The organism is Caballeronia sp. S22 (assembly GCF_964261745.1).
GTDB lineage: Bacteria > Pseudomonadota > Gammaproteobacteria > Burkholderiales > Burkholderiaceae > Caballeronia > Caballeronia jiangsuensis.
The window spans coordinates 420762-447072 of record NZ_OZ180036.1; the positions used below are offsets into that span (position 1 = coordinate 420762).

Annotated in this window: 21 protein-coding genes; 13 read left to right on the forward strand and 8 right to left on the reverse strand. The window is 64.5% G+C overall.

Annotated elements, in window-relative coordinates; all coding sequences use genetic code 11:
* Positions 1-374 precede the first annotated feature (374 nt).
* The 3 genes from ACEN42_RS17025 to ACEN42_RS17035 all read left to right on the forward strand — a co-directional run bounded on the left by ACEN42_RS17025 (position 375) and on the right by ACEN42_RS17035 (position 5597).
* A complete protein-coding gene (locus tag ACEN42_RS17025) occupies positions 375-854 on the forward strand; it encodes a nuclear transport factor 2 family protein (RefSeq protein WP_371881918.1) in 480 nt (159 codons plus the stop codon).
* A complete protein-coding gene (locus ACEN42_RS17030) occupies positions 851-2773 on the forward strand; it encodes an amylo-alpha-1,6-glucosidase (protein WP_371881919.1) in 1923 nt (640 codons plus the stop codon). The genes ACEN42_RS17025 and ACEN42_RS17030 overlap by 4 nt, the downstream gene beginning before the upstream one ends.
* Positions 2774-2858: 85 nt before the next feature.
* Positions 2859-5597: an MGH1-like glycoside hydrolase domain-containing protein gene (locus ACEN42_RS17035; RefSeq protein ID WP_371881920.1), complete on the forward strand. Its 2739-nt coding sequence runs from the start codon at positions 2859-2861 to the stop codon at positions 5595-5597.
* A 188-nt stretch (positions 5598-5785) separates the two neighbouring features.
* Here ACEN42_RS17035 and ACEN42_RS17040 read toward each other — a convergent pair whose 3' ends face one another.
* Together ACEN42_RS17040 and ACEN42_RS17045 are read right to left on the reverse strand one after the other, a co-directional pair.
* Positions 5786-6076, reverse strand: coding sequence for a hypothetical protein (locus ACEN42_RS17040; protein ID WP_371881921.1), 291 nt, complete (start codon positions 6074-6076; stop codon positions 5786-5788).
* On the reverse strand, positions 6066-8378 hold the full coding sequence (locus tag ACEN42_RS17045) for an FdhF/YdeP family oxidoreductase (RefSeq protein ID WP_371881922.1): 2313 nt from the start codon (positions 8376-8378) through the stop codon (positions 6066-6068). The genes ACEN42_RS17040 and ACEN42_RS17045 overlap by 11 nt, the downstream gene beginning before the upstream one ends.
* A 149-nt stretch (positions 8379-8527) precedes the next feature.
* On the opposite strand from ACEN42_RS17045, the gene ACEN42_RS17050 reads away from it, so the two are divergent.
* From ACEN42_RS17050 to ACEN42_RS17070, 5 genes are read left to right on the forward strand one after another with little or no spacing between them, the layout of a single operon-like run.
* Complete coding sequence (locus tag ACEN42_RS17050; RefSeq protein WP_371881923.1) at positions 8528-9979, forward strand: PLP-dependent aminotransferase family protein; 1452 nt, start codon at positions 8528-8530, stop codon at positions 9977-9979.
* Positions 9976-10242, forward strand: coding sequence for a helix-turn-helix domain-containing protein (locus tag ACEN42_RS17055; protein WP_035506134.1), 267 nt, complete (start codon positions 9976-9978; stop codon positions 10240-10242). The genes ACEN42_RS17050 and ACEN42_RS17055 overlap by 4 nt, the downstream gene beginning before the upstream one ends.
* A 50-nt stretch (positions 10243-10292) precedes the next feature.
* On the forward strand, positions 10293-10511 hold the full coding sequence (locus ACEN42_RS17060) for a ribbon-helix-helix protein, CopG family (protein ID WP_187607949.1): 219 nt from the start codon (positions 10293-10295) through the stop codon (positions 10509-10511).
* Positions 10505-10870 carry a type II toxin-antitoxin system VapC family toxin gene (locus tag ACEN42_RS17065; RefSeq protein WP_371881924.1) on the forward strand — a complete coding sequence of 122 codons (366 nt, stop codon included), beginning with the start codon at positions 10505-10507 and terminating at the stop codon, positions 10868-10870. Before ACEN42_RS17060 ends, ACEN42_RS17065 begins: the two co-directional genes overlap by 7 nt.
* 21 nt (positions 10871-10891) lie before the next feature.
* Positions 10892-12343 carry a PLP-dependent aminotransferase family protein gene (locus ACEN42_RS17070; RefSeq protein WP_371881925.1) on the forward strand — a complete coding sequence of 484 codons (1452 nt, stop codon included), beginning with the start codon at positions 10892-10894 and terminating at the stop codon, positions 12341-12343.
* Between the two features lie 10 nt (positions 12344-12353).
* On the opposite strand, the gene ACEN42_RS17075 is transcribed toward ACEN42_RS17070, so the two are convergent.
* The 3 genes from ACEN42_RS17075 to ACEN42_RS17085 form a co-directional block, all read right to left on the reverse strand.
* Positions 12354-13493 (reverse strand): TAXI family TRAP transporter solute-binding subunit, encoded by a 1140-nt coding sequence (locus ACEN42_RS17075; protein WP_081818274.1) that lies wholly within the window; start codon positions 13491-13493, stop codon positions 12354-12356.
* Positions 13494-13677: 184 nt separating this feature from the next.
* On the reverse strand, positions 13678-15630 hold the full coding sequence (locus tag ACEN42_RS17080) for a zinc ribbon domain-containing protein (protein WP_371881926.1): 1953 nt from the start codon (positions 15628-15630) through the stop codon (positions 13678-13680).
* Positions 15631-16314: 684 nt separating this feature from the next.
* Positions 16315-17898, reverse strand: coding sequence for an aldehyde dehydrogenase (NADP(+)) (locus ACEN42_RS17085; protein ID WP_371881927.1), 1584 nt, complete (start codon positions 17896-17898; stop codon positions 16315-16317).
* A 158-nt stretch (positions 17899-18056) separates the two neighbouring features.
* On the opposite strand from ACEN42_RS17085, the gene ACEN42_RS17090 reads away from it, so the two are divergent.
* The gene (locus ACEN42_RS17090; protein WP_238293217.1) at positions 18057-18992 is read left to right on the forward strand and encodes a LysR family transcriptional regulator; all 936 of its coding nucleotides are present in this window, start codon (positions 18057-18059) and stop codon (positions 18990-18992) included.
* Between the two features lie 3 nt (positions 18993-18995).
* Here ACEN42_RS17090 and tam read toward each other — a convergent pair whose 3' ends face one another.
* A complete protein-coding gene (tam, locus tag ACEN42_RS17095) occupies positions 18996-19775 on the reverse strand; it encodes a trans-aconitate 2-methyltransferase (protein WP_371881928.1) in 780 nt (259 codons plus the stop codon).
* Positions 19776-19878: 103 nt separating this feature from the next.
* Between tam and ACEN42_RS17100 the strand changes: the two genes are divergently transcribed.
* Together ACEN42_RS17100 and ACEN42_RS17105 are read left to right on the forward strand one after the other, a co-directional pair.
* Positions 19879-20772 carry a LysR family transcriptional regulator gene (locus ACEN42_RS17100; protein WP_187607942.1) on the forward strand — a complete coding sequence of 298 codons (894 nt, stop codon included), beginning with the start codon at positions 19879-19881 and terminating at the stop codon, positions 20770-20772.
* A gap of 191 nt (positions 20773-20963) precedes the next feature.
* Positions 20964-22193: a sensor histidine kinase gene (locus tag ACEN42_RS17105; protein WP_371881929.1), complete on the forward strand. Its 1230-nt coding sequence runs from the start codon at positions 20964-20966 to the stop codon at positions 22191-22193.
* A 62-nt stretch (positions 22194-22255) separates the two neighbouring features.
* On the opposite strand, the gene ahpF is transcribed toward ACEN42_RS17105, so the two are convergent.
* Both ahpF and ahpC read right to left on the reverse strand, forming a co-directional pair.
* Positions 22256-23842 (reverse strand): alkyl hydroperoxide reductase subunit F, encoded by a 1587-nt coding sequence (gene ahpF / locus ACEN42_RS17110; protein WP_371881930.1) that lies wholly within the window; start codon positions 23840-23842, stop codon positions 22256-22258.
* A gap of 145 nt (positions 23843-23987) precedes the next feature.
* The gene (gene ahpC, locus ACEN42_RS17115; RefSeq protein WP_371881931.1) at positions 23988-24551 is read right to left on the reverse strand and encodes an alkyl hydroperoxide reductase subunit C; all 564 of its coding nucleotides are present in this window, start codon (positions 24549-24551) and stop codon (positions 23988-23990) included.
* 217 nt (positions 24552-24768) lie between these two features.
* On the opposite strand from ahpC, the gene ACEN42_RS17120 reads away from it, so the two are divergent.
* Both ACEN42_RS17120 and ribA read left to right on the forward strand, forming a co-directional pair.
* Positions 24769-25464 carry an NADPH-dependent F420 reductase gene (locus tag ACEN42_RS17120; RefSeq protein WP_371881932.1) on the forward strand — a complete coding sequence of 232 codons (696 nt, stop codon included), beginning with the start codon at positions 24769-24771 and terminating at the stop codon, positions 25462-25464.
* A gap of 171 nt (positions 25465-25635) precedes the next feature.
* Complete coding sequence (gene ribA, locus ACEN42_RS17125; protein WP_238213335.1) at positions 25636-26304, forward strand: GTP cyclohydrolase II; 669 nt, start codon at positions 25636-25638, stop codon at positions 26302-26304.
* Positions 26305-26311: the final 7 nt, after the last annotated feature.

The following is a 26311-nucleotide window of genomic DNA, read 5'->3' on the forward strand; positions in this document are numbered from 1 at the left end:
ACATGTCGTCCGTTGGTTTCCCTCGCATACCCAACGGCAGCGCGTAGCGCTGTGCCGGATGTATGATTGCTGAACCCAAAAAGTTAGAAAACTAGTTCGGCGGATCGTGCGCGATCCAAGCCCGATTGGGCCTTTGGGGGCGACACTTAAGGCGAGTGCCACGTGCGGCTGGCAAGCATGGCCAAACTGCGTGTGACCGCGGGCGGTGAGAAGCTGCTTTCTTTGGTTACTTTCTTTGCAGCAGCAAAGAAAGTGACCCCCGCCCCGGGGAGGGGCAGTGCCAATAGACCACCACGAAACCAGGATTCCACGACCAAGCGCAAAGAGGACAAACAAGCAACCCCCCACCGCCGAGCGAAAGCGCAAAAAAACCAATGCCCAACGCCAACACCGACCTGATCGAACGCTTCTACACAGCGTTCCAGAACCGCGATGCCGAAGCGATGTCCGCCTGCTACGCCCCCGGCATCCAGTTCCAGGACCCCGCCTTCGGCGTGCTGCGGGGCAAGGAAGCCGGCGATATGTGGCGCATGCTCCTCGGCCGCGCCGCCGACTTCACGCTCACCTACGACAACATCGCATCGACCGGCCAGACGGCAAGCGCGAAAGCCATCGCGCGCTACACGTATTCGGCGACGGGCCACAGCGTCGTCAACGAAATCGACTCGCGCTTCGCGATCCGCGACGGCTTCATCGTCGAACAAACCGATGTCTTCGATCTCTGGCGCTGGAGCCGTCAGGCGCTCGGCGTGAGCGGCTGGCTATTCGGCTGGACGCCGCAGATGCAGCGCGCGATCCAGGGGAAGGCGCGCAAGGCGCTCAGGGACTATCGTCAAAAGGCATCGACGCCATGACCCGGATCGACCGCCCCGACGCAAGCAATCTCGAAGACGAATGGCTCGAAGCCGATGCCAACGGCGGCTTTGCATCCGGCACCGTCGGCACGATGCGCACGCGGCGCTATCACGCGCTGCTACTCGCCGCGACGCAGCCGCCCGCGGGCCGCGTCGTGCTCGTCAACGGCATCGAAGCATGGCTCGAACTGGACGGCAAACGCTTCCCGCTGACGATGCAACGCTACGCGCCCGATGTGCTCTATCCCGACGCATCCGCGAGCCTGTCGTCCTTCGATACCGAACCCTGGCCGACATGGCGATACGCGATCGGCAACGACACGATCATCGTCGCGGAAATATTCGTCGCGAAGGAAAGCCGCGAAACCGTGCTGCGCTGGCGTCTCGAAGGGGCATCGATAGCGGCGAAACTCGAAGTGCGTCCGCTACTTTCCGGCCGCGATTATCACGCGCTGCATCACGAGAATCCGGCGCTGTCATTCGATGCCACGCTCGAAGGCGAGCGCGTGCAATGGCAGCCGTATGGCGATCTGCCCGCGATCTGCGTAACGTCGAACGGCGCCTACGAGCACGCGCCCGACTGGTATCGCAATTTCTGCTATGCGCGCGAGCGAGAACGCGGACTCGATTTCACCGAAGACCTCGCCACGCCCGGCGTGTTCACCTTCTCCTTCGATTTCACGCGCAGCGAAGCCGTGATGATCCTGCACGCGCACGTGGGCCACGACAAGCCGTTCGAAGACAGCGCACTCGCGCATGCGTCGCGTCTGGCATCGCGGGAGACGGCGCGCCGCGCGGCGTTCGGCTCGCGGCTCGCACGCTCGGCCGATGCGTATGTCGTGAATCGCAACGTCGGGCGCACGATCATCGCGGGCTTTCCATGGTTCACCGACTGGGGCCGCGACACCTTCATCTCGATGCGCGGCCTCCTGCTCGCATCCGGCCGGCATCGGGAAGCGGAATCGATCCTGCTCGAATGGGCCGACACGATCTCCGAAGGCATGGTGCCGAACCGCTTCCCGGACAGCGGCGGTCTGCCGGAGTACAACTCGGTCGATGCATCGCTGTGGTTCGTCGTCGCCGTGCACGACTTTCTGGCGACCGGCTACGCCCACGCCGCCACGACGAGCCGTCTGCAGAGCGCCGCCGATGCGATCCTTCAGGGCTATTCGTCCGGCACGCGCTTCAACATCGCCGCCGATACGGACGGCCTGCTGCGCGCGGGCACGCCCGGCGTGCAACTCACGTGGATGGACGCGAAGGCGGGCGACTGGGTCGTGACGCCGCGCATCGGCAAGCCGGTCGAGGTGCAGGCGCTGTGGATCAACGCGCTCTCTATCGCCAGTGCGTGGAATCCGCACTGGCAGGCGTTGCGCGATCAGGCGCTGGTGTCGTTCGCCGCGCGTTTCGTCGATCCCGGCACGCATACGCTCTTCGATGTCGTCGACGTCGATCACGAGCCTGGCAAGGTCGATCGCTCGATTCGTCCGAATCAGATCTTCGCGGTCGGCGGGCTGCCGTTTCCGCTCGTCGATGGCGATATCGCCCGCGCGGTCGTCGCGCAAGTCGAGACGGAGCTTCTCACGCCGCTCGGCCTGCGCACGCTCGCGCCGTCCGATCCGGCCTACAAGGCGCTCTATGCGGGCGGTGTGCTGGAGCGCGACGGCGCGTATCACCAGGGTACGGTGTGGCCATGGCTGATCGGTCCGTTCGTGGAAGCGTGGGTGCGCATGCACGGCGTGGCGGGCGCGCGCGAGCGCTTTCTCGCGCCGCTTTACGCGCATCTGGACCATTACGGCCTCGATCACATCAGCGAAGTCGCCGATGGCGACGCGCCTCACGCGCCCGGCGGCACGCCGTTCCAGGCGTGGTCGCTCGCGGAACTCCTGCGTATCGAAAAACTGCTCGGCGCACCGTAGGCGCACGGCGCGCGTGCCGCCATCGAAACGCGCTAAATTACGTGTCTTGCCCGCAGTTTTGCACGCCGCCAACGAGGAGAGCCCCATGCCGAAATCGCGCCCCGTCAACCAGCTCGATACCGTCGAGGGCTCCAGGCTCCATTCGAAGGATTGCTCGCGCTGGCAGCGCTGGGGGCCGTATCTGAGCGAGCGCCAGTGGGGCACGGTGCGCGAGGACTACAGCGAATTCGGCACCGCGTGGGAGTACTTTCCGCACGATCATGCGCGCAGCCGCACGTATCGCTGGGGCGAGGACGGTCTCGCCGGCTTCGGCGACGACAAGCTCAACTGGTGCGTCTCGCTCGCGCTCTGGAACGGCTGCGATCCGATCATCAAGGAGCGGCTCTTCGGTCTGACGAACCAGGAGGGCAATCACGGCGAGGACGTGAAGGAACTGTACTTCTACATCGACGGCACGCCGACACATTCCTACATGCGCATGCTCTACAAGTATCCGCATGCGGCGTTTCCGTACGCCGATCTCGTCGATGAAAACGCGCGGCGCGGCGCCGACATGCCCGAGTACGAAGTGCTCGATACCGGCGTCTTCGACGACGAGCGCTACTTCGACGTGCAGGTGGAATACGCGAAGCACACCGCCGACGACATCGTGATGCGCGTGACGATCGAGAATCGCGGCGACGTGTGGGCCACGCTCGACGCGCTGCCGCAGATCTGGGCGCGCAATACGTGGTCGTGGAAGCCGGCGCCGGTGAAGCCGTCGCTGAAAGTGGAGACGGTGCAGGGCGAGGGCACCTACGTGCTCGCGCAACAGGGCAATCACGAGCCGATGGTCGTCACCGCATGGTCGCCGGATGCCGGCGGCATCGAATGGCTCTTCTGCGAAAACGAGACCAACGTCAGGCGTCTCTTTCACATGGAAGGCGCGGGACCGTTCAAGGACGGCTTCAACGACTACATCCTGCAAGGCGACGAAAACGCCGTTCGCCGCGACGAGGGCACGCGCGCCGCGGCGCACGCGCATCTGAAACTGGAGCCGCACGGCAAGGCCGTGGTGTACATGCGCTGGCGGCCCGAGTCCGCGCCGGACGCCGTGCCGCTCGACGTCGACGGGCTCTTCGAGCGCCGCATCGCGGAAGCGGACGAGTTCTACGGCGCGCTGCAACACGATATCGCGGATGCCGATCAGCGGCTCGTGCAGCGCCAGGCGCTCGCGGGCATGCTGTGGTCGAAGCAGTACTACCAGTTCGACGTGCAGCGCTGGCTCGATGGCGATCCGCTGCAACCGAACCCGCCGAAGCAGCGGCGCTCGGGGCGCAACGTCGACTGGCGGCATCTGTGCAACGCGGACATCGTGTCGATGCCGGACAAGTGGGAGTACCCGTGGTACGCGTCGTGGGATCTCGCTTTTCATGCCGCCGCGTTCGCGCTGATCGATCCGGAATTCGCGAAACGCCAGTTGCTTTTGCTCGTGAAGGACCGCTATCAGCATCCGAACGGCCAGTTGCCCGCCTACGAATGGGCTTTCAGCGATGCGAATCCGCCCGTGCATGCATGGGCGACGTGGCGCGTCTACGAGATCGACCGTGCGATCACCGGAAAGGGCGACCGCGACTTCCTGGAGCTCGTGTTCCACAAGCTGCTGCTGAACTTCTCCTGGTGGGTCAACCGCAAGGACGCCGACGGCAAGAACGTCTTCCAGGGCGGCTTCCTCGGGCTGGACAACGTGGGCATTTTCGATCGCTCGTCGCCGCTGCCGACGGGCGGCCACATCGATCAGGCCGACGGCACCGCGTGGATGGCCGCGTACGCGCTCGACCTGATGCGCATCGCGCTGGAGCTCGCGTATGCGAACAAGGTGTTCGTCGATATCGCCGTGAAGTTCTTCGAGCACTTCCTGTATATCGCGGAGGCGGTGAGCTGCGAGGACAATTGCGACACCGGTCTCTGGGATAGCGAGGACGAGTTCTTCTATGACAAGCTGCGCTTGCCCGACGGCTCGAACGTGCCGATGCGCATCCGCTCGATCGTCGGACTGATCCCGCTTTTCGCCGTGCACGTGCTGGAGCCGAAAGTGTATCGCTCGCTGCCGGAGTTGCGCGAGCGCCTGCACTGGTTCCTCGAGCATCGCACCGACCTCGCGCGACTCGTGTCGCGCTGGAACGTCGCGGGGCAGGGCAACAGCGTGCTGCTGTCGCTGCTGCGCGGGCATCGCATGAAGGCGTTGCTCCGGCGCATGCTCGACGAAACCGAATTTCTCTCCGATCACGGCGTGCGCGCGCTCTCACGCGTGCATCTCGATAATCCGTTCGTCTTCTATCACAACAGCGAGAGCTTCAGCATCCGCTATCTGCCGGCGGAATCGGACTCGCGCGTGTTCGGCGGCAATTCGAACTGGCGCGGACCGGTGTGGATGCCGGTGAACTATCTGCTGATCGAATCGATCCACGAGTTTCATCGCTATTACGGCGACGATTTCCGCGTCGAATATCCGACTGGCTCGGGGCAGAAGTTCTCGCTCGCGCAGATCGCCGACGAACTCGCGCGCCGCGTGACGACGCTCTTTCTGCTCGACAAGAACGGCGAACGTCCGGTGATGGCCGCGTATCCGCTGCTTCAGGCCGATCCGCGCTCACGCGATCTCGTTCTGTTTCACGAGTATTTCCACGGCGACAATGGGCGCGGCGTGGGCGCATCGCATCAGACGGGCTGGAGCGGACTGGTCGCGCTGCTGTTGCAGCCGCATGCGACGGGACCGTCCGGCGTCGTGCCGCTCGCCGGCGAAGCCGATGCCGATATTCAGGAGTTCGCCGGGGCTAAATAGTAAAGAGCGCGCCGCCCGGTTTCGGCGTTTTCGGAAAAGTCAATCGTGAAACGCCGAAACCGATATTCGGAATAATCTGGTGTTGCCCCTCTCCTCGACTGCGTAGATTTGTGCACTTACAGATCGATGACAGTTCGGAGGACAGAATGAATCACTCCCTCGGGGCGTATTCGCTGAGCGGCTATCAGTTAGGCATGGGAAGCCGCAATACCCATGTCGAACACGAGTATTGTCCGCCGCTCACCCTGGTCATGCTGGTGTTCGCCGCCGCCATGCTGGGCGGCGCATGGTTCAGCGACAAATTCGACAGCTTCGCCGCCGGATGGATCGCGTGGGTCGCGATCCTCGCCATGCTGGGCGGATTCATCGATCGCCGGTTCAGCGGCGCAGCCGCACTCGAACGCCGCATCCGCCAGCGAGAGAAGGCGCGTCTCTACGCGCTTTGCAACATGTCGGCGGCGAGCAGCTTCAGGCAGCAATGGCCTGACTGGACGATGTCAACAACACGGGAATGGACTTCGACGTCGGCGTACCGGCGCCATCCGCAACCGATGACAACGGCACGAGCGGGTTGGTCTCCGGATAGTACGCACCGAGGCAGCCGCGCGGAATGTCGTATTCAACGAGCTTGAAGCCGTTCACACGGCGCTCCACGCCGTCGTCCCACACGCTCGTGATATCCACGAGCTCGCCCGGCTCGAAGCCGAGCATATCGATATCGTCGCGGTTGGCGAACAGCACGTGCCGTTGTCCGTAGACGCCGCGATACCGGTCGTCGAGGCCGTAGATTGTCGTGTTGTACTGATCGTGCGAGCGCGTGGTCATGAGCGTCATCAGGCGTTCGCCGTACAGCGCGCGCGCACGGTGAATCGGTGTATCGAACGCGATCTCGTGCACGATGAACTGCGCCTTGCCGCTCGGCGTCTTCCACACGCGGTCCCGCGAGGCCACGCCCAGATGAAAGCCGCCGGGCTGCTTCAGACGTTCGTTGTAGCGTTCGAAGCCATCGAGCACTTTCTCGATGCCGTCGCGGATCAATGCATAGTCGCCGGCATGCGCCCGCCAGTCGACCTTCGATGAACCGAGCGTCGCATGCGCCATGCGCGCGACGATCGCCACTTCGGACAGCAGATTCTGCGAGGCCGGCTTGTTCATGCCGTACGAGATGTGCACCATGCTCATCGAATCCTCGACGCTCACGCCTTGCGGCACGCCGTTCTGAAGATCGATTTCGGTGCGGCCGAGCGTCGGCAGAATGAGCGCGTCGCGGCCGTGCACGAGATGGCTGCGGTTGAGCTTGGTCGTGATGTGCACGGTGAGATCGCACGAGCGCATCGCTTCCCAGGTGCGCGGCGTGTCGGGCGTCGCGATGGAGAAATTGCCGCCCAGTCCGATGAACACCTTCACCTTGCCTTCGAGCATCGCGTGAATAGTCTCGACGACGTCGTAGCCGTGCTCGCGCGGCGGCTCGAAATCGTAGGCGGCGCCGAGCCGGTCCAGAAATTCCTGCGTCGGCTTCTCCTCGATGCCCACGGTGCGATCGCCCTGCACGTTCGAATGGCCGCGCACCGGGCACAGCCCCGCGCCGCGCCGGCCGATATTGCCGCGCATCATCATCAGGTTCGAGAGCAGTTGAATCGTCGGCACGGAGTTCTTGTGCTGCGTGAGGCCCATGCCCCACGTCGAGATGACGGCGCGGCCTTTCGCGTAGATATCGGCGAGTTTGAGCACGTCGTCCATCTCCACGCCGGATTCTGCGATGATCGCGTCCCAGCTTTCGGCGCGCAGGTCGTCGGCGAAAGCGTCGAAGCCGACCGTGTGCTGCGCGATGAAATCGACATCGAGCACGCGCTCGCCGCCGTTCGCGCACGCCTCGTCGTCCAGTTCGATCACGCGTTTCGCAACGCCCTTGATGAGCGCAAAGTCGCCGCTGACTTTCGGGCGAATGAACACCGAGCTGATCTTCACGCCCTTCGGCGAAAGCATGTCGAGCGTGTGCTGCGGGCTTGCGAAGCGTTCGAGGCCGCGTTCTTTCAGCGGGTTGATCGACACGATGGTCGCGCCGCGTTTCGCGCAGTCGCGCAACTCGCCGAGCATGCGCGGATGATTCGTCGCCGGATTCTGGCCGAAGAGCAGGAGCGTGTCGGCGTGCTCGAAGTCGTCGAGCGTGACCGTGCCCTTGCCGATGCCTACGGTATGCGGCAAGCCGCGGCTCGTCGCTTCGTGGCACATGTTCGAGCAATCGGGGAAATTGTTGGTGCCGTACATGCGCACGAACAGTTGATACAGAAACGCGGCTTCATTGCTCGCGCGGCCTGACGTGTAGAAGGCGGCGCGGTCCGGATTGTCGAGCTTTTTCAGATGCGCGGCGATCAGTTCGAACGCGTGGTCCCATTCGATCGGCACGTAACGATCGCGCTTCGCATCGTAGACGAGGGGGTCCGTGAGCCGGCCGTGCTGCTCCAGTTCGTAGTCGGTTTGCGTCATCAACGAGGTGACCGTGTGCTCTTCGAAGAACGCCGGCGTCACGCGCTTGCTGGTCGCTTCGGCGGCGACGGCCTTGACGCCGTTCTCGCAGAATTCGAAGGTCGAGCCGTGCTCGCGGTCCGGCCACGCACAGCCGGGGCAGTCGAAACCGTCGGGCTGATTCTGCTTGAAGAGCGTCCGATAATTCCCGCCCGCCACCTTCTCCTTGACGAGATTGATGGCGACCTGCTTCAGCGCGCCCCAGCCCGCGGCGGGGTGCGTGTACGGTTCGATGCGTGGTTCCGGCTTCTTCATGGCGTTTGTCTTCGATAAAGCATGCGATGGGACCAAGATTACTGTGTCCCGAATCGAACGCGGCGCACAGAAAATATGAAATCGGAGGAGTACAGTTGCGACGTTTTGACATAGACTGCAATCACGTCGAAACGAAAGGGGCCAGCGCGTTGAAGCTCTACGAAAAGCTCGCCGATGAAATCGAGGAATCCGTGCGCCGCGGCGTGTTCGCGCCGGGCGAGAAGATCGCGTCCGTGCGGCAGGCGAGCCAGCAGCATGGCGTGAGCATCAAGACCGTGCTGCACGCCTACGCGATCCTGGAAAGCCGCGGCATTCTGGAGACGCGCCCGCAATCCGGCTATTTCGTGCGCGCGAAGCCGCAGGCGGGCGCGGCGCAGAGTCGGCCGAAGCGCGTGATCGCGACGGCGTCGGAAGTCGATGTCAGCCGGCTCGTACTCTCGACCCTGCGCAGCATCGGCGCGCACGACGCCGTGCCGTTCGGCTCGCCGTATCCCGATCCCGGGCCGTTTCCGTGGCGACGCATCAACCAGTACGCGAACGCGATTGCGCGACGGCATGCGAGCTGGAATCTCATCGACGATCTGCCGCCGGGCAATCCGGAACTGATCCGCCAGATCGCGCGGCGTTATGCGGAAAACGGCGTGCCGGTCGATCCGGACGAGATCGTCATCACCGTCGGCGCGACGGAGGCGATCAACCTGAGCCTGCAGGCCGTCGCGAAGCCGGGCGACACGGTGGCGGTCGAATCGCCGACTTACTACGCGATGCTGCACGCGATTGAGCGCCTCGGCATGCGCGCGATCGAAGTGCCGACGCATCCGGCCGAGGGCATCGACATCGAGGCGCTGTCGCAGATCATTGCGCGCGGGAAGGTCGCCGCGTGCATGGTGATGCCCAACTTCCAGAATCCGCTCGGCTTCCAGATGCCCGACGAGCGTAAGCGCCAACTGGTCGATCTGCTGTCGGAGCACGAGATTCCGGTCATCGAAAACGATGTCTATCACGAGCTCTATTACGGCGATGCGCGCCCGTCGACGCTCAAGAACTTCGACACGAAAGGACTCGTGCTGCATTGCGCGTCGTTTTCGAAGAGCCTGACGGCGTCGTATCGAATCGGCTGGGCGATGCCGGGGCGGTATCGCGCGCAGGTCGAGAAACTCAAGTTCCTCAACACGCTGACGACGCCCTCCGTGCCGCAGGTCGCGATCGCGGATTATTTGCGGCAGGACGGCTACGACCGGCATCTGCGGCGCGTGCGCAGGCTGTATCGGCAGCAGTCGCGCATCATGAGCGCGATGGTCGAGCGCTTCTTTCCGCCCGGCACGCGGACTTCCGCGCCGCAGGGCGGCTATGTGCTGTGGGTCGAATTGCCGGAGCGCGTCGATTCGATGCTGCTGTATCGCGCGGCGCTCGACTGCGGCATCACGGTCGGGCCTGGCTATATGTTCTCGACGCGCAATGCCTTCAGCCACTTCATCCGGCTCAACTACAGTTATCCGTGGACTGCGCAGAGCGAGACCGCCTTGCAGCGGCTGGGCGAGCTCGTCGGGGAGATCGGCGCGCGTGCGAGCAAGGACACGAATATGGGAGAACGCGCATGAGCGATGACATCGATCCGGCGCTCGTCGCCGTGCTGGCGCAGTTGTGGCGCGCGCGGACGGAAACGCCGGGGCGCGCGTGGTCGCTCGCCAAGCTCGCCAAACAGGCCGGTTTGCCGATGAGCGCATTGAGGCGGCAATTGACCGGGCTTACGGACGGCGGGCTGGTCGAGATGCAGATGAGCGAGGAGGGGACGGGCAGCGCGTGGTTGACGGAGGAGGGCGTGAATTTGTGTCAATCGGTCTTCGGGGACACGGAAAGCTGAAAAATGAACTAAACTGATATACGATATGTATATCGTATAGCGAGGACAAGATGGGACGGATTTTGATCGACCTGCCTGACGAGCAGATAGACGAGCTTGCGGCGATTGGCGAAGCGCAGCAACGCCCGCGCGCCGCCATCATCCGGGACGCGATCAGCGCTTATGTCGCCAGCAAGAAGCGCCGTCCTGCCGTCGACGTGTTTGGCTTGTGGGAAGAGCGAAAGATCGATGGATTGCAGTATCAGCGGGAGCTGCGCGAAGAATGGTAAGAGCGCTTTTCGACACGAACATCCTGATCGATTACCTGCTGGGCATCGCTGCCGCAAGGATCGAGATCGAGCGTTATGAAGAGCGTTCGATCAGCATCATCACGTTGATGGAGGTCCTCGTGGGCGCCACGCCGGACAACGAATCGTCGCTTCGAGCGTGGCTCGCGACCTTTGATCTCGTACCGCTCGATACTGCCGTCGCCAACCTCGCCATCGGGATTCGCAAGAAGTCGCGCATCAAGCTGCCGGACGCCATCGTGTGGGCGTCGGCGCAATCGGTGAATGCACTTCTGGTTTCACGAAACTCGAAGGACTTCCCGCCCGACGATCCAGGCGTCCGGATGCCCTATCAACTTTAGTCGCGCCGGTCGCTACCGCCCTTGGACATCCACATCACCCTGCACGGCCGTCGCGATCTCACCGGCCAGATCTACGGCCAGTTGCGCGCGGGCATCGTCGAAGGCCGGCTCGCCGCGAACGCGCGGCTGCCGTCCACGCGCGATCTCGCCGCGCAGCTCGGGGTCTCGCGCAAGACCACGCTTGATGTCTTCGAGCGGCTCATCGCCGAGGGCTATCTGCACACGCGCGCGGGCGACGGCACGTTCGTCGCCGAAGGCCTCACGCGGCTCCCGTCCGCGCAGGCCGAACCCGTCTCGGCCCGCGCCCGTGCGACCGGCATCTGGCGCAAGATGCCCAAGCGCATGGCGATGCCGATGCCGCCCGCCCACGAAACGCTCGACTGCGATTTCAAAGGTGGCGTGACCGACAAGACGCTGTTTCCCTACGATGCGTGGCGGCGCTGTCTCAATCAGGCATTGCGCACGCAGGCGCGCGCGACCGACGGCTTCGCGGGCTATCGTGATCCGGGCGGCGAGCAGGAATTGCGGCTCGGCATCGCGCGTTATCTCGGGTTCAGCCGCGCGGTCGTGTGCAACTGGCAGGACGTGATCGTGACGCAGGGCGCGCAGCAGGCGCTCGATCTGCTCGCGCGCGTCACGATCCAGCCGGGCGATGTCGTCGCGATCGAGGAGCCGGGCTATCCGCCCGCCCGCGCGCTGTTCGCGGCGCTCGGCGCACGCATCGCGCATGTGCCGGTCGATGGCGAAGGCATCGTCGTGCAAAAGCTGCCGCGCAATACCCGCCTCGTCTACGTGACGCCGTCGCACCAGTTTCCGCTCGGCATGCCGATGAGCCTCGAGAGGCGCATCGAATTGCTCGAATGGGCCGCGAAGCGCGGCGCGGTCATCGTCGAGGATGATTACGACGGCGAATTCCGCTTCGAAGGCAGATCGGTGGAATCGCTGAAGAGTCTGGATCGCGCGGGGCTCGTCGCGTATGTCGGCACCTTCTCGAAAACGCTTTTTCCCGATCTGCGGCTCGGTTATGTCGTGCCGCCCGTGACCTTGTCGGAGCCGATCTGGAATGCGAAGCAGACCTGCGACTGGCACAGTTGCATGCTGACGCAAACGGCGCTCGGCGCGTTCATGCTCGACGGCGAATACGCGAAGCATCTGCGCCGCATGCACAAGGCTTATGCGGAACGCCGCGCGATTCTGATCGAGCGATTGAGAGGCGAGCTCGCGCCTTGGTTCGAGCCGCTGCCATCGACGGCGGGCATCCATCTCGTCGCGCGGCTTGTTGGGTCATTGCACGAGAACGACGTGGTCGCGGCGGCGCGCGCGGTATCGGTCGGACTGTACGGAATCCGCGCGTTCTACGCGGGCGAGCCGGCGCAGCAAGGCGTGCTGTTCGGCTACGGCGGAACGAGCGCCGCGGCGATCGAACGCGGCATGAAGCGGCTCGCCGCGCTCATGCCGACGCTCGCCCGCTAGCATCGCGGTATCACTGATCGCACAGCAGCAAGAGCTTTTCCTGCGCGGTGCAACTCGCCTTCTTGGGTTTCTGCGCGGCCGCATCAGCGTCGCGCGCCGCGACCTTGCGCGCCGGAGTCTGCGACTGCTCGGCCGCCGCCGTGCGTTGCGCAATGCACGCGCGCAGGTGCTTTTCCATCGGCGGATAGTACTTCCAGCCACGCGTGAGCGGCGGCAGTTCGAGGTGCACCTGTTTCCACTTCGGATGACCGTTGGCCTGCAGCGTGTCGAAGTTCGTGCACAGCGAATCCGCGAATTTCGACAGCGCGCCGACCGTGCCGCGCAAACCGTAGTCATAGGTCACGAGGAACGCCTTCACGGTGAGCGTCGGCGTATCTTCCTGAATCCAGTTCGGATAGCTCGACGTGCGGATCGTCGCCGGGAAGTAGGTCTGCTTCGCGCGCGCGGTTTCCTGCGCGCTGGAGTCGAGGCGCAGCAGCTTGATCTGCTTCAAGAGCTCGGGATTCATGTCCTGGAAGAGCTTCGCCGGCTGGCCCGCGACGATCACCGCCACATCGATCTTGCCCACGATCAGCCGCGCGAGCGAATCTTCGTTGTTCAGATGCTGCTCGTTCGCTTCGGCGATCGGCTCGCCGAACATCAGCCGATACAGCGTCTCCGCCGATTGCGCCGTGCCGCTGCCGATCGGCCCGACGCTGATGTTCTTGCCTTTGATTTCGTGGATGAACTTCATCGGCGAGTCGGCGCGCGTGACGAAGTAAATTTCCTCGTCGTAGAGCGGCATGATGAGCCGCAACGGCTTGATGATCTTGCCCGCGTCCGCGTTGCCCGAGGTCGCCATGTCCATGTATGCCTGATACACGTCCGACTGCACCAGCGCGAACTTCACGCCGGGCTCGTAGCGCATGCGTTGCACGTTTTCCGCCGAGCCCTTCGACGGCAGCACTTCCAGCTCGATGCCCGCCGGTTCGGCCACGTACTTCGACAAGTCCTGGCCGATCTGGATATACGTGCCCCGTTCCTGCCCCGTCGTGATCTTGTAGGGGATCGGATCGGCGGCGAAGCTCGATCCCGCGCCGATCAGCCCGGCGATGGCAAGGAGCGCCAGCGCACCCCGTGCGGCGTTGCGCATGCTTTTTGTGGTGAACATGATTGACCCTTTAATCGGAGTTGGACGGGTACTTTTGAAACTCGCGCGACGCGGAAAGAGTCCGCAAAGCGCGCAATTCGCTCATGCCCGGTCACTCACATGCGGCTCAACGCGAAGGCGCGTGGCGCGTGCTTGCCGTGCGTCGTTGTTGTCTCGGTGTGTTCTTCTGCTTTTGCTTTTCTGCTCAGCGCGACGGCTTCGAAGCCGGATCGCCGCCGCTCCAGCCGTATTGCTTGATGGCGCGTTCGAGCTCCTCGGACTTGTCGGAGTCCAGGTGTGAACCCGCCGGCATATTGGCGAACTGGGGCGACGCGCCGGCGCTCGCCTGCGTGCTTCGCGCCGGTGCGTTCGTCTGCGCGACGGGCTGACTCACGACCGGCGCGACGCGCTGCGCGGCGGCAGTCTGGGCGACCGGTTGCGCCGCGGGCGGGCGCGGCACGGCGGCCTGCGTCGTCGCCGTGGATGGCGGCAGCGCGCTGCTCTGGTTGCCGGGTTGCGGCGGACGCGGCACAGCGGCCCGCGTGGCTGGCGCCGACGGTTGCGGGGGATCTTCGCCGAGGTAATACGCGCCGCGCGGATTCGCCGGGCGAGCGGCCTGCTGCGGCGGCTCATCGCCGAGATAGTAGGGCGCGCGCGGATTGGCGGGGCGCGTGTTGTTGTTGGCCGCCGCGGAAGGCTGCGCGTCTTCGTCGCCGAGATAGTAGGGCGTGCGCGCCGCCTGCGTGACGGGCGCGGGAGCCGCTTTCGCCGCCGGCTGCGAAGGCGCGGCCGCCGTGGCCTGCGTGGGCGCTGGTGCGGCGGGCGCGGGCTTCGTCATCGTCGTGGCGACGGTGGGCGCGGCGGGCGCGGCGGGCGGTGCGACGGTCGTCGCGGTGATCGCGGCGGTCGCCGCCTGAGCACGCGCGATTTTCTCCTCACGCGCTTCGTACGCGGCGTCGTCCTCGGCGTGGCGTGCGGCGGCGCTGCGTTGTGCAACACGCCGGTCGGCGGCGGGTTTCTGCGCGATGGTGTTCGGCTTCGTGGCCGGCGCGACCGCTGCAACGTTTGCCTGCGCGGGAAGCGGCGAGGGCATCGCGGCGGCCGGTTTTGGCTGCGTGGCGGCTGCCGTGTTCGTCGCGTCGGGCGTATTGGGCGCAGCCGTCGGAGGCGCCGTGCCCGGAACCTTCTTGGCGAGCGCCGCCGCTGCCGTCGGCGCGAGCCAGCCCGCATGCGAGACCACGCGTTCGAGCATGGCCTGGGATTCCATGTTGCTGCCGTCGAGCGCGAGCGCCTCGCCCGCATTCTGCTGCACGCAGGCCCATGCGGAAGTCCGCTCGCAGGCGCGCGCGAGTTGCAGCGCGGCGTCGCGTTGCGATTCGCGCTTGAGCAGTTCGTCTTTCAGGCTTTCGTAGTCCGCGCGCGCCTGCTGCTGCGCCGGAAGGACTCTGAGCCGCGCGCGGGCGGTGGCGAGGTCGTGCTGATCCAGAGCGGTGCGCACGCCTTGCAGCGTATCGCCGCCGGGCACGCGCGTGTCCGCCGGGACGCGACGTTCGGCGACGGCCGGAGCGTCCGTCGTTGCGCCGCGCATGAGCGAACCGACCTTGGAATCGATCGCGCCCGAGACGCTGTGATCGGCGGAAGGCGTGCCGCCACCGCCATCGGAATCGCCGAGCTGGTAATAGAACATCGCGCCGAGCAGCAGCACGAGCCCGCATGCGCCCGCGATGACCGTCTTCTTCGTGTTCCAGCGCTCCGAGCCGGGCAGGGCGTCGGGATCGTTGCCGGATTCGGCATAGGCGTTACGCGCGGATTCTTCGGCGCGGCGCGCGCGATATTCCGCCGCTTTCTGCGCGATGCGCTCGCTCGCGCGCTCGGTCCAGCGCGAGCGCATGCCCGGCTCGACGCGCTCGGCGCCGTCCGTGCCGAGCGCGGCGGAAGAAGTCGATGCCGAAGCCGCCGCCGATGCGAGCGGCGCGCCCGCTTCTTCGAAAACGTTCGTGCGCGGCTTGCCCGATGCGGCTTCGCGCTGCTGGCCGAACGCGGCGTTGCGATCGGCGCCGCAATTGGGGCAACTGTCGGCGTTTTTGCGCACCGTGCTGCCGCACCGCTGGCAGACGACGGAGAACATGGATGCGGGAAACGTCAGACGCGTGGTCATGCTGGAGCCCCTCGAAGGACATGTGCGTGAGGTTGCCAAAATCGCGTGGCCGCCAATGCGCGCCGGGTCGTCGCGCCTGTACGCAGGAACGCAGTCCCGCAACAGCAATCCTTCGTATTCTCTCCCCGCGCGCCATGCGCGCCGGCGGGAAACGACATTCCGACTATGGTTCAACCACTATCGGACGTCAATTGCCTTTCGCACCTATTTCCGGGCCGCGAAACTTAAGCGACTACACCATTGCGCCGCGCGTCGTATGGCTGATGGCGTACGGACCGGAGTTCCGCACATTGGCCCTGATGTCGATGTGAAAGCGTCGGATCGACGCGCGTACCACTTCGAATCGGCACGCCGCGCGCCTCGCTTCTCTCGCTCACGATAATTTCTGACATTTTGGGATCGCGCCGGCGGTTTTGAACCGCCAATCCTTAGCCGTTAAACGACAAGGGCGCGCGATCGCCGGATAACCCACTGATGCCAAAGCGATTCGCACGCCTGGCAAAACGTTGTTTCGTGCCCACGGCGGACGCGGAAACACGGATTGGCCGGATCGCCGGATGTCGATCGAAGATTGATCAGGCATCCGAAGCATCGTCCGATCAGCCGGCATTGTCCCCAAACGGCGAGGGCCGCGACGCGAAATTCGCGCCGCGGCCCTCGTCAGTCCGACCGTAGGCGGAAGCCTTATTCGGCCAGTTGCAGCTTGCCGTCGATACGGCGGTTCAGGCCGAGCGGATTGTCCGTCTTCAATGCGTCGGGCAGGAGCGCGTCAGGCAGATCCTGATAGCTCACCGGACGCAGGAAGCGGTTGATCGCGAGGCTGCCGACCGAGGTCGAGCGGCCATCCGCCGTCGACGGGAACGGGCCGCCGTGGACCATCGCGTGGCCGACTTCCACGCCCGTGCCGAAGCCGTTCACCAGCAGGCGGCCGGTGCGGCGTTCGAGCGCGGGCAGGACGCGTTTGGCATCGGCGTAATCCGCTTCGTCGATGTGCAGCGCCGAGGTCAACTGGCCTTCCAGCGATTCGACCAGATCCAGCATGGTCGGGAGATCCGGGCAACGCACGACGAGCGACGACGCGCCGAAGATTTCTTCCTGCAGTTCGTGGCTCTTGCGGAACGCGTCGGCGGTGGTGACGAACAAGGCCGAGCGGCCCTGATTCTCGCCCTTCGCCTCGACGCCGCGTGCGGCGGTCGTCACGCCCGCATGCTCGCCCGCGCGCTCGACGGCGCCCTGATACGTCTTGCAGATGCCCGGCGTGAGCATCGTCTGCGCGGCGGTTTCCGACAGCGCCGCCGATGCCGCTGCGATGAACTTGTCGAGATCGGGACCGTCGACGGCGAGCACCAGACCTGGGTTCGTGCAGAACTGGCCCGCGCCGAGCACGAGCGAGCCCACGAAGGCCTTGGCGATGGCTTCGCCGCGGTTCGCGAGCGCCGCCGGGAACAGCAGAACCGGGTTGATGCTGCTCATTTCCGCGTAGACGGGAATCGGCTCGGTGCGTGCCGCCGCGAGTTTCATCAGCGCCACGCCGCCGCCGCGCGAGCCGGTGAAGCCGGCGGCCTTGATGCGATTGTCCTTGACCAGACCCTGGCCGACTTCACGGCCGCTGTCGAACAGGAGCGAGAACGTACCCTCGGGCATGCCGCAGTCCTTGACCGCCTTCTGCACCGCGCGGCCGACCAGCTCCGCCGTGCCTGGATGCGCCGAGTGCGCCTTCACGATGACCGGGCAGCCGGCTGCGAGCGCCGACGCCGTATCGCCGCCGGCGACCGAGAATGCGAGCGGGAAGTTGCTCGCGCCGAACACGGCGACCGGGCCGACGCCGATGTGGCGCAGGCGCAGATCGACGCGCGGCAGCGGCTTGCGCTCGGGCTGCGCCGGATCGATGCGCACGCCGAGGAAGTCGCCGTTGCGAACGACGTCGGCGAACATGCGCAACTGGCCGACCGTGCGGCCGCGCTCGCCTTCGAGGCGCGCGCGCGGCAGGCCGCTTTCGATCATGCAGCGCTCGATCAGATCGTCGCCGATATCGAGGATATTTTGCGCGATCGTGTCGAGAAACTTCGCGCGGGCTTCCGGCGCGGTTTCGCGATAGACGTCGAACGCGGTCCACGCGAGGGCGCACGCGCGGTCGAGATCGGCCAGCGTCGCGCCGCCGAAAGCCGGTTCGATGGCCGCGCCCGTCGATGCGTTGACGGCCTTGATCGAGCCGTTCGAGCCGAAGACCGATTCCTGACCGATCAGCAGGTTGCCAGTGAGTTGCATGTTGTCTCGTCCTTGCTTGGAGTGATTCGTGGCAGTCAGTTGTACGATGACTGTCTCATGCCCGACTATACGGCTTCGCGCGTGCACCTGTATAGTGAAACCTTTCCATCGCTTGATCGCTTTTTGGAATCACCCCACGCTTTCCCGCAGGCCGACGGATGAAGAATACGCTGGAAGTATTGATGTCGCGGCTGCGCATGAAGCAGTTGCAGTTGCTGATCGCGCTGGACGACCACAAATCGCTGCACAAGGCGTCGAGCGCGATGGCGATGACGCAATCCGCCGCGAGCAAGGCACTCGCCGAACTCGAATCGATGCTGGAAGCGCCGCTATTCGAGCGCGCGAAGAGCGGGCTGATTCCGAATCCGTTCGGCCGCTGCGTGGTGCGCTATGCGCGCGTGCTGGCCGCCGATCTGAACGCGCTGTGCCAGGAAGTCGCACAGATTCGCGCGGGCACGGGCGGACGTCTGACGGTCGGCACAATCATGGGCGCGGTGCCGGGCGTCGTCGCGCCGATCGTCAATGAAATGCACGCCAGGCATCCGGATCTGGCCATCGAAATCGTCGAGGATACGAGCGCGCGCATGTTGCCGATGCTCGACGACGGCCGCGTCGATCTCGTGATCGGCAGGTCGAGCGTGTCGGATCAGCCGTCGAAATATCACTATCAGCCGCTGGCGGACGAACCGCTTTGCATCGTCGTCGGGCACGGCCACGAACGCACGGGCGAACAGAAAGTCGGTTTCGCGGACCTCGCGCGCTATCGCTGGGTCACCTATCCGAGCTACATGCCGATGAGCGCGCTGCTCGAACGCGAACTCGATCTCGCCGGCCTGCCGATGCCGGCCAATCCGATTTCCACCGCCTCGCCGCTCATGACGGTGACGCTGCTGCAGGAAAGCCCGGAACTGGTGTCCATCCTGCCGGCGAGCGTCGCGAAGGTTTTCGAGCGTCACGGCATGCTGCGCATCCTGCCGGTGCGCATGAAATCGAAGTCGCAGACGTACGGCATCGTCACGCGCAAGGGCGGGGAACTGTCGCCGGCCGCGCGCCAGTTCGTGCAGATGCTGCGCGAACAGAGCCGGCCGCATTGAGATTCAGCGCGTCGCGACGATGAAGATGCGCGGGAAGGGCAGCAGCACCGTGCCGTCGCCGAGCACCGTGTAGGCCGCTTGCAGCCCGGCGCGATAGCGTTCGAGGAAAGCGGTCGTTTCCTGCTCGTCGAGCTTCGCGAGGAACGGCCGCAGCCCGCTTCCCTTGAACCATTCGATGACCGCATCGACGCCGCCATCGAGCGGATGATGGTACGTGGTGCGCCACACGTCGACACGCGCGCAATGCGGCTTGAGCAGCGAGTAATACGCGTCGGCGCTGTAGCGCTCGGTGCGCTCCACGCCTTTGAGCTTGTCGCGCCACGGACCGTCGGCGGCGGTTTCGCGCATCAGCCGGTGCGCGGGCTCGTCGAGATTGTCCGGCATCTGCACGGCGAGCCGGCCGCCCTTCGAAAGCTTGCCGACGAGCGATGGAAACAGCGTCTCGTGATCGGGCACCCACTGCAGCGACGCGTTCGCGAGGATCAGATCGAACGGGCCTTCGCCCGGCCACGCGGAAATATCGCCGAGTTGGAAGTCGACGTCCGGCAGGCGCTTCCTCGCCGAATCGATCATGTCTTGCGAATTGTCCACGCCGATGATGCGCGCGTCGGGCGCGTAGGCGATCAGCGTTTCGGTCGAGTTGCCGGGGCCGCAGCCGAGATCCACCGCCGTGCGCGCGGTCTGTGCTTGTGTCGCGTTCAACAGATCGCGCACCGGACGCGTGCGCTCCGCTTCGAAGAGTGTGTACTGGCGGGCTTGCCAGTCGGCCGATGATGTCGTCATGTCGGGCTCCATTCGATGTGTATGTCAGGGGACAGCAGCGATTCTGAACGCGCCCGCGCCCAGCGTAAAATGAACTTATGCTGCGGATTATTTGGTTTTTCTTATGAAAATCGACACGCTGGGCGTGCAGGCGTTCGTCGCCATCGCCGATCAGGGAAGCTTCAGGGGCGCGGCCGAGCGCCTCAATATCACGCAGACGGCGATCACCCAGCGTCTGCAAAAGCTGGAGGATTTTCTCGGCGTGCCGCTCATCGAGCGCACCACGCGCTCGATGAATCTCACCGAAACGGGGCGCACGTTCCTGCCGCAAGCGCGGCGTCTGCTCGCGGAACTGTCGGCCGCGCTGATGGAGATTCGGGAGACGGGCATGGCGCAACGTGGCGACGTGTCGATCGCGTGCGTGCCGACCGTCGGCGTGCAGTATCTGCCGCGCGTGTTGCAGGCGTATTCGGCGCGCTATCCGCATAACCGCGTCCGGATTCTGGATCACGCGTCGTCGGCGGTCGCGCAGGCGGTGCTGCATCGTGAAGTGGAGTTCGGCATCAAGATCGCGGGCGAGCATCATCCGGAGTTGCACACCGAGCCGCTCGTCGAGGATAGCTACGTGGTCGTGTGCCATCGCGATCATCCGCTCGCGCGGCGCAAGCGGATCGCGTGGCGGGCGCTGGCGGACTATCCGCTCATTCTCGCGGGCGACGTGAGCGGTAACCGCGCATTGATCGACGCCGCGCTGGAAGGCAGCGGCATCGAACTGCATTCGTTCTACGAGGTTCAGCGCAGCTCCACGGCGCTCGGGCTCGTGGCGCAGCGCGTCGGCGCGGCGGTTGTGCCGGCGCTCGCGATTCAGAAGGACGCGTACCCGACGGTGCGGGCGATCGAACTCGTCGAGCCGACGGTCACGCGCTCGCTCGTGCTCGTGACGCGCCGCTCGGCGTCGTTGTCGCCGGCGGCGCAGGCGCTCTACGCCATGCTCGCGAAACCAGTCGGCGGCATCTGAATGGAATACTGAATCCGGTGCGTCGCAAAGTGGAAGGGAAAACTCGGATATGCACCATCGGCGCGGGCATCGCGCCTATACTGGCGAAGCATTCGCGGTCGGCTCCGGCGACATGGGAAATGCTTTCGACTGCATATCACGATCACCACGCGCGCCGCCCTCCGGCGCCTCAAGCTATCAGGAACTCGCAGATGAGCGACACGTCAGTCGGCGGCTTGAAGGGTCTCGTGGCCGCGCTGCGCGAGCAACAACCCGCGCTCACCGAGCGATGGATGAAGCTCGTGTTCGGCGATCAGGAAGTCGAACATTCCGATCAACTCACCTATCGTCAGCTCGCGGATCATCTGCCGAGCATCTTTGAGGAAATCTGCATCGTGCTGGAATCGCGCAACCTGCGCGACCAGGAAGGCGCGATCGAGCGCGACGCGCGCCAGCACGGTCAATGGCGCTGGCAGCAGGGTTATCGTGTCGATGAACTCGTGCGCGAGCTCGATCTGTTTCGTCAGGTGCTGCTGCTCGCGATCGGCGAGTACGCCAGCACGCACGAAGATTTTTCGCGCGCGGACGAGGAGCACGCGCGCCTCATGACCGACGAGGTGGTGAGCTTCGTCACGCTCGCGTCGATACGCGAGGCGATCGGCGAGCGCGATCGCAAGATCGACGAATACACCGGCATGCTGGAGCGCGCGAACTACGAGCTGACGCTGCGGCAAAAACTCATCGGCGATCTATATGAAACGCGCATGCAGATCGCGCGTCGCGTCGCGCACGATCTGCGCAACTTCCTGAACGTGTTCTCGACGGCGCTGCAACTCGCCACGCGCTCGCCCGCGAAGCGCGACGCGGCGCTCGGTCTCGCGAACCGGCAGGTCGCCGACATGGCGACGCTCGTCGACGAAATGGTCGAGTATTCGAAAGTGCTCGGCGACGATTCCTTGCTCACGATCGAGCCGTTCGATCTCGTCGGCCTCTTCGACGAACTGATGCAGGCGTGCCGCGTGACGACCGAGGCGAAGGGGCTCAAGCTCATCGGCCAGTTCGATCCGGTGCTCGGCACGGTCACATCGAACCGGCTCAAGGTGAAGCAGGTCGCGCTGAATCTGCTGACAAATGCGATCAAGTACACGTCGTCGGGCGAGATCGTGCTGGCGATCGCGGCGGCGCCGGACGAATGCTGGAAGCTGCGCGTCGCGGACACGGGCGTGGGCATCGGCGTGGCGGATCAGGAGCGCGTGTTCGAGGAGTTCGAGCGCGCCGCCGCCGACGATATCCCCGGCGCGGGGCTCGGGCTCGCGATTGTCAAGGAATTGTCGCGCACGCTGGACGGGGAGTTGCGGTTCCAGTCGTCGAAAGGGCACGGCAGCGTATTCGAGGTGACGTTTCCGCTCGTGCTCAAGCCGAAGCCGGCGGAAGCGAAATAAAACAAAAAAGGCGAACGGGTCGCCCCGTCCGCCTTCCGGTCACTACGACGCCCGCGCTACGCTCAGGCTGCCGCTTCTTCTTCGACCACTGCCTCGTCTTCCACCGACGCGCGGATCAGATGATCGAACGCCGACAGCGATGCCTTCGCGCCTTCGCCGGCCGCGATCACGATCTGCTTGTACGGCACCGTGGTCACGTCGCCGGCGGCAAACACGCCCGGCAGCGAGGTCGCGCCCTTCGCATCGACGACGATCTCGCCGTGCTTCGACAGCTCCACCGTGCCCTTCAGCCATTCGGTGTTCGGCACGAGGCCGATCTGCACGAACACGCCTTCCAGCTCGACATGATGGCTCGCGCCGGTCGCGCGGTCCGTGTACGTGATGCCGTTCACTTTCTTGCCGTCGCCGGTGATTTCGGTCGTCTGCCCCTGTGTGACGATGGTCACGTTTTTCAGGCTGCGCAGCTTTTTCTGAAGCACCGCATCGGCGCGCAGCTCGTTGCCGAACTCGATCAGCGTGACCGCCGAGACGAGGTTCGCGAGATCGATCGCCGCCTCGACGCCCGAATTGCCGCCGCCGATCACCGCGACGCGCTTGCCCTTGAAGAGCGGGCCGTCGCAATGCGGGCAGTACGCCACGCCGCGGCCGCGATACTCACGCTCGCCCGGCACATCGATTTCGCGCCAGCGCGCGCCGGTCGACAGGATCACCGTCTTCGCCTTCAGCACCGCGCCGCTCGCCAGATGGATCTCGTTGATGCGGCCCGGCACGAGCTTTTCGGCGCGCTGCACGTCCATCACGTCGACTTCATAGCTTTTCACGTGCTGTTCGAGCGCGGTCGCGAACTGAGGTCCTTCGGTTTCCTTCACGGAGACGAAGTTTTCGATCGCCATCGTGTCGAGCACCTGACCGCCGAAGCGCTCCGCGACGACGCCCGTCGCGATGCCCTTGCGCGCCGAGTAGATCGCCGCCGCCGCGCCGGCAGGACCACCGCCGACGATCAGCGTGTCGAACACGGGCTTGTTTTCGAGTTCCTTAGCCGCGCGCGCCGATGCGCCCGTGTCCAGCTTCGCGAGAATTTCCTTCACGCCCATGCGGCCCGAGCCGAAGCTCTCGCCGTTGATGAACATCATCGGCACGGACATCACCTGGCGTTCGTCCACTTCCTGCTGGAACAACGCGCCGTCGATCGCGACGTGTTTGATGCGCGGGTTGATGATCGCCATCACGTTCAGCGCCTGCACGACTTCCGGGCAGTTCTGGCACGACAGCGAGAAATACGTCTCGAACGCGAAATCGCCGTCGAGATTGCGAATCTGCTCGATGGTGGCGTCGTCGAGCTTGATCGGATGGCCGCCCGCCTGCAACAGCGCCAGCACGAGCGACGTGAATTCATGGCCCATCGGGATGCCGGCGAATTGGATGCCCGCGGTCTTGCCCGCCTCGCCGATGGTGAAGGACGGACGACGCACGCTGGCGTCCTCTTTCTCGACGACGCTGATCTGGTGAGACAGCGAGGCGATCTCGTCGAGCAGGCTTTTCAGCTCGCGCGATTTGTCGCCGTCGTCGAGGAAGGCGACGAGTTCGATCGGCCGGGTGACTTTTTCCAAATACGCTTTTAACTGGTTCTTGAGATTGGCGTCGAGCATGGCGATGTCCGTTCCTTGACTGGGGTGTCGCAGACGCGCCTCGCCGCGCCGCTGCGATGATCGCAGCGCCGGACGAAGGCGTTTTCTGGGGTGAGCCTGCCGCTGAACCGCGGCAAGCTCGATACAGCGCTCGTGGAAACGAGGCTTAGATCTTGCCGATCAGGTCGAGCGACGGAGTCAGCGTTTCAGCGCCCGGCGTCCACTTGGCGGGGCACACTTGACCCGGGTTCTTCGCGATGTACTGAGCAGCCTGAACCTTGCGCAGCAGTTCGCCGGCGTCACGGCCGATGCCGTTGTCGTGCACTTCGCACAGCTTGATCTCGCCTTCCGGGTTGATCACGAACGTGCCGCGCAGCGCCAGGCCTTCTTCTTCGATCAGCACGTCGAAAGTGCGCGAGATCGCGAGCGTCGGATCGGCAACCATCGGATACGGGATCTTCTGGATCGTGTCCGACGTGTCGTGCCATGCCTTGTGCGTGAAATGCGTGTCGGTCGAGACCGAGTAGATTTCCACGCCGAGCTTCTTGAATTCTTCGTAGCGGTCAGCCAGGTCGCCCAGTTCCGTCGGGCACACGAACGTGAAGTCGGCCGGGTAGAACACGAACACCGACCACTTGCCCTTCAGGCTTTCATCGGTGACGGTCACGAAATCGCCATTGTGGTAGGCGGTTGCTTTGAACGGCTTGACTTGGCTGTTGATGATAGGCATTTACCAGGTTCCTTTTGGAGTGGTGTTGAAGAAGTAAGTGAACTATACAGGAAAGCTATCGTATCCGAGAAGTGGATTGATTTTATTGTCGGGATAGCGCAGGGCTATCGTACCGATATTTGGCGTTTTCCCGCATGAGGCACTGTGATTGCGCGCGCCTCTCAGAGGTTCCTTTGAAAGCACGTCGTTGCTTTCGCGTTTATTTCAAGGAGGCAGTATGAAGATCGGAATTATCGGCGCCGGGAATATCGGGTCCGTGCTTGCGCTGCGGTTCGGCGAAAACGGCCATGAGGTGCGCATCGCCAATTCGCGCGGGCCCGCATCGCTCGCGGACGTCGAGCGCGAAACCGGTGCAACGGCCGTCGAGGCGCGGGACGCGGTGAAGGACGCGGACGTCGTCGTGGTGACGATTCCCGAGGCGAAAGTGCCGAATCTGCCCAAGGACCTGTTCGCGGGCGTTGCGGCGGGCGTCGTCGTGATCGACACGGGCAACTACTATCCGCAGCAGCGCGACGGGCGTATCGACGGCATCGAGAAGGGCGCGACGGAAAGCCGCTGGGTCGAGCAGCAGATCGGACGGCCGGTCGTGAAGGCGTTCAACAATATTTACGCGGACCATCTGCGCAATCACGGCAAGCCGGCGGGCACGCCGGGACGTATCGCGCTGCCGGTCGCGGGCGACGACGCCAAGGCGAAAGCCGTCGTGATGAAGCTCGTCGATGAAATCGGCTTCGATCCCGTCGATGCGGGCGCTATCGACGATTCATGGCGGCAGCAGCCCGCGACGCCCGTCTATACCGGCGATTTCGACGCTGCCGGCGTGCGCGCGGGGCTGCAAAAGGCCGATCCGGTGCGCAAGCCCGAGTGGCGCGCGACGGACAGGAGTCCGGGCACTTTCGAGAATCCGGCGTAAGAGAAGGCTGCCGATGAGCGGAACGCCCGTACGGAAAAACGCAGAAAGGGACGCGTGCCGTGCGACAATCTGCAAACTTTCCCGATGGGCTTTACCATGACTAACCGGGCTGGCGCGATGGTGCATGATCCATCGGCCGACGTCCGGCGCCGTGGACTCGCTGATTGATCTATGAAAACCGCTTCTCCCCCGCAGGACTTGCAGGACCCACAACACCGCTTCGGCGAGTGCGACGAGTGCGCGGATGTCGAACTCGTGGCGACGGCCACCATTCCGACCCGCTACGGCACCTTCGATTCGTACGTCTATCGCGTGAAGCACACGGATGTCGAGCACATCGCCTTCGTGATGGGCGACGTGAGCAACGGAGAATCGGTGCTGACGCGGCTGCATTCCGAATGTGTGACCGGTGACGTGTTCGGCTCATACCGCTGCGATTGCGGCGAGCAGCTCGATCTGGCGCTGCGCTATATCGCGGCGGAGGATCGCGGGATTCTGCTGTATCTGCGCGGGCATGAAGGGCGCGGCATCGGCCTCGCGAACAAGATTCGCGCGTACGCGCTGCAGGAGCAGGGGCTCGATACCGTCGATGCGAACCTGCATCTCGGCCTGCCCGACGACGCCCGCGAATACGACTCCGCCGCCGCGATCCTGCGTTCGATGAACGTGAAGTCGGTGCGCCTCATGAGCAACAATCCGTCGAAGTTCGACACGCTGCTCAAGCACGATATTCCCGTGTGCGAACGCGTCGCGCTCGCCATCCCGATGCGCGAGGAAAACGAGCGCTACATCAAGACGAAGCAGGCGCGTTTCGGGCATTACTTCGACGAAAACGAATAAGCCGCGC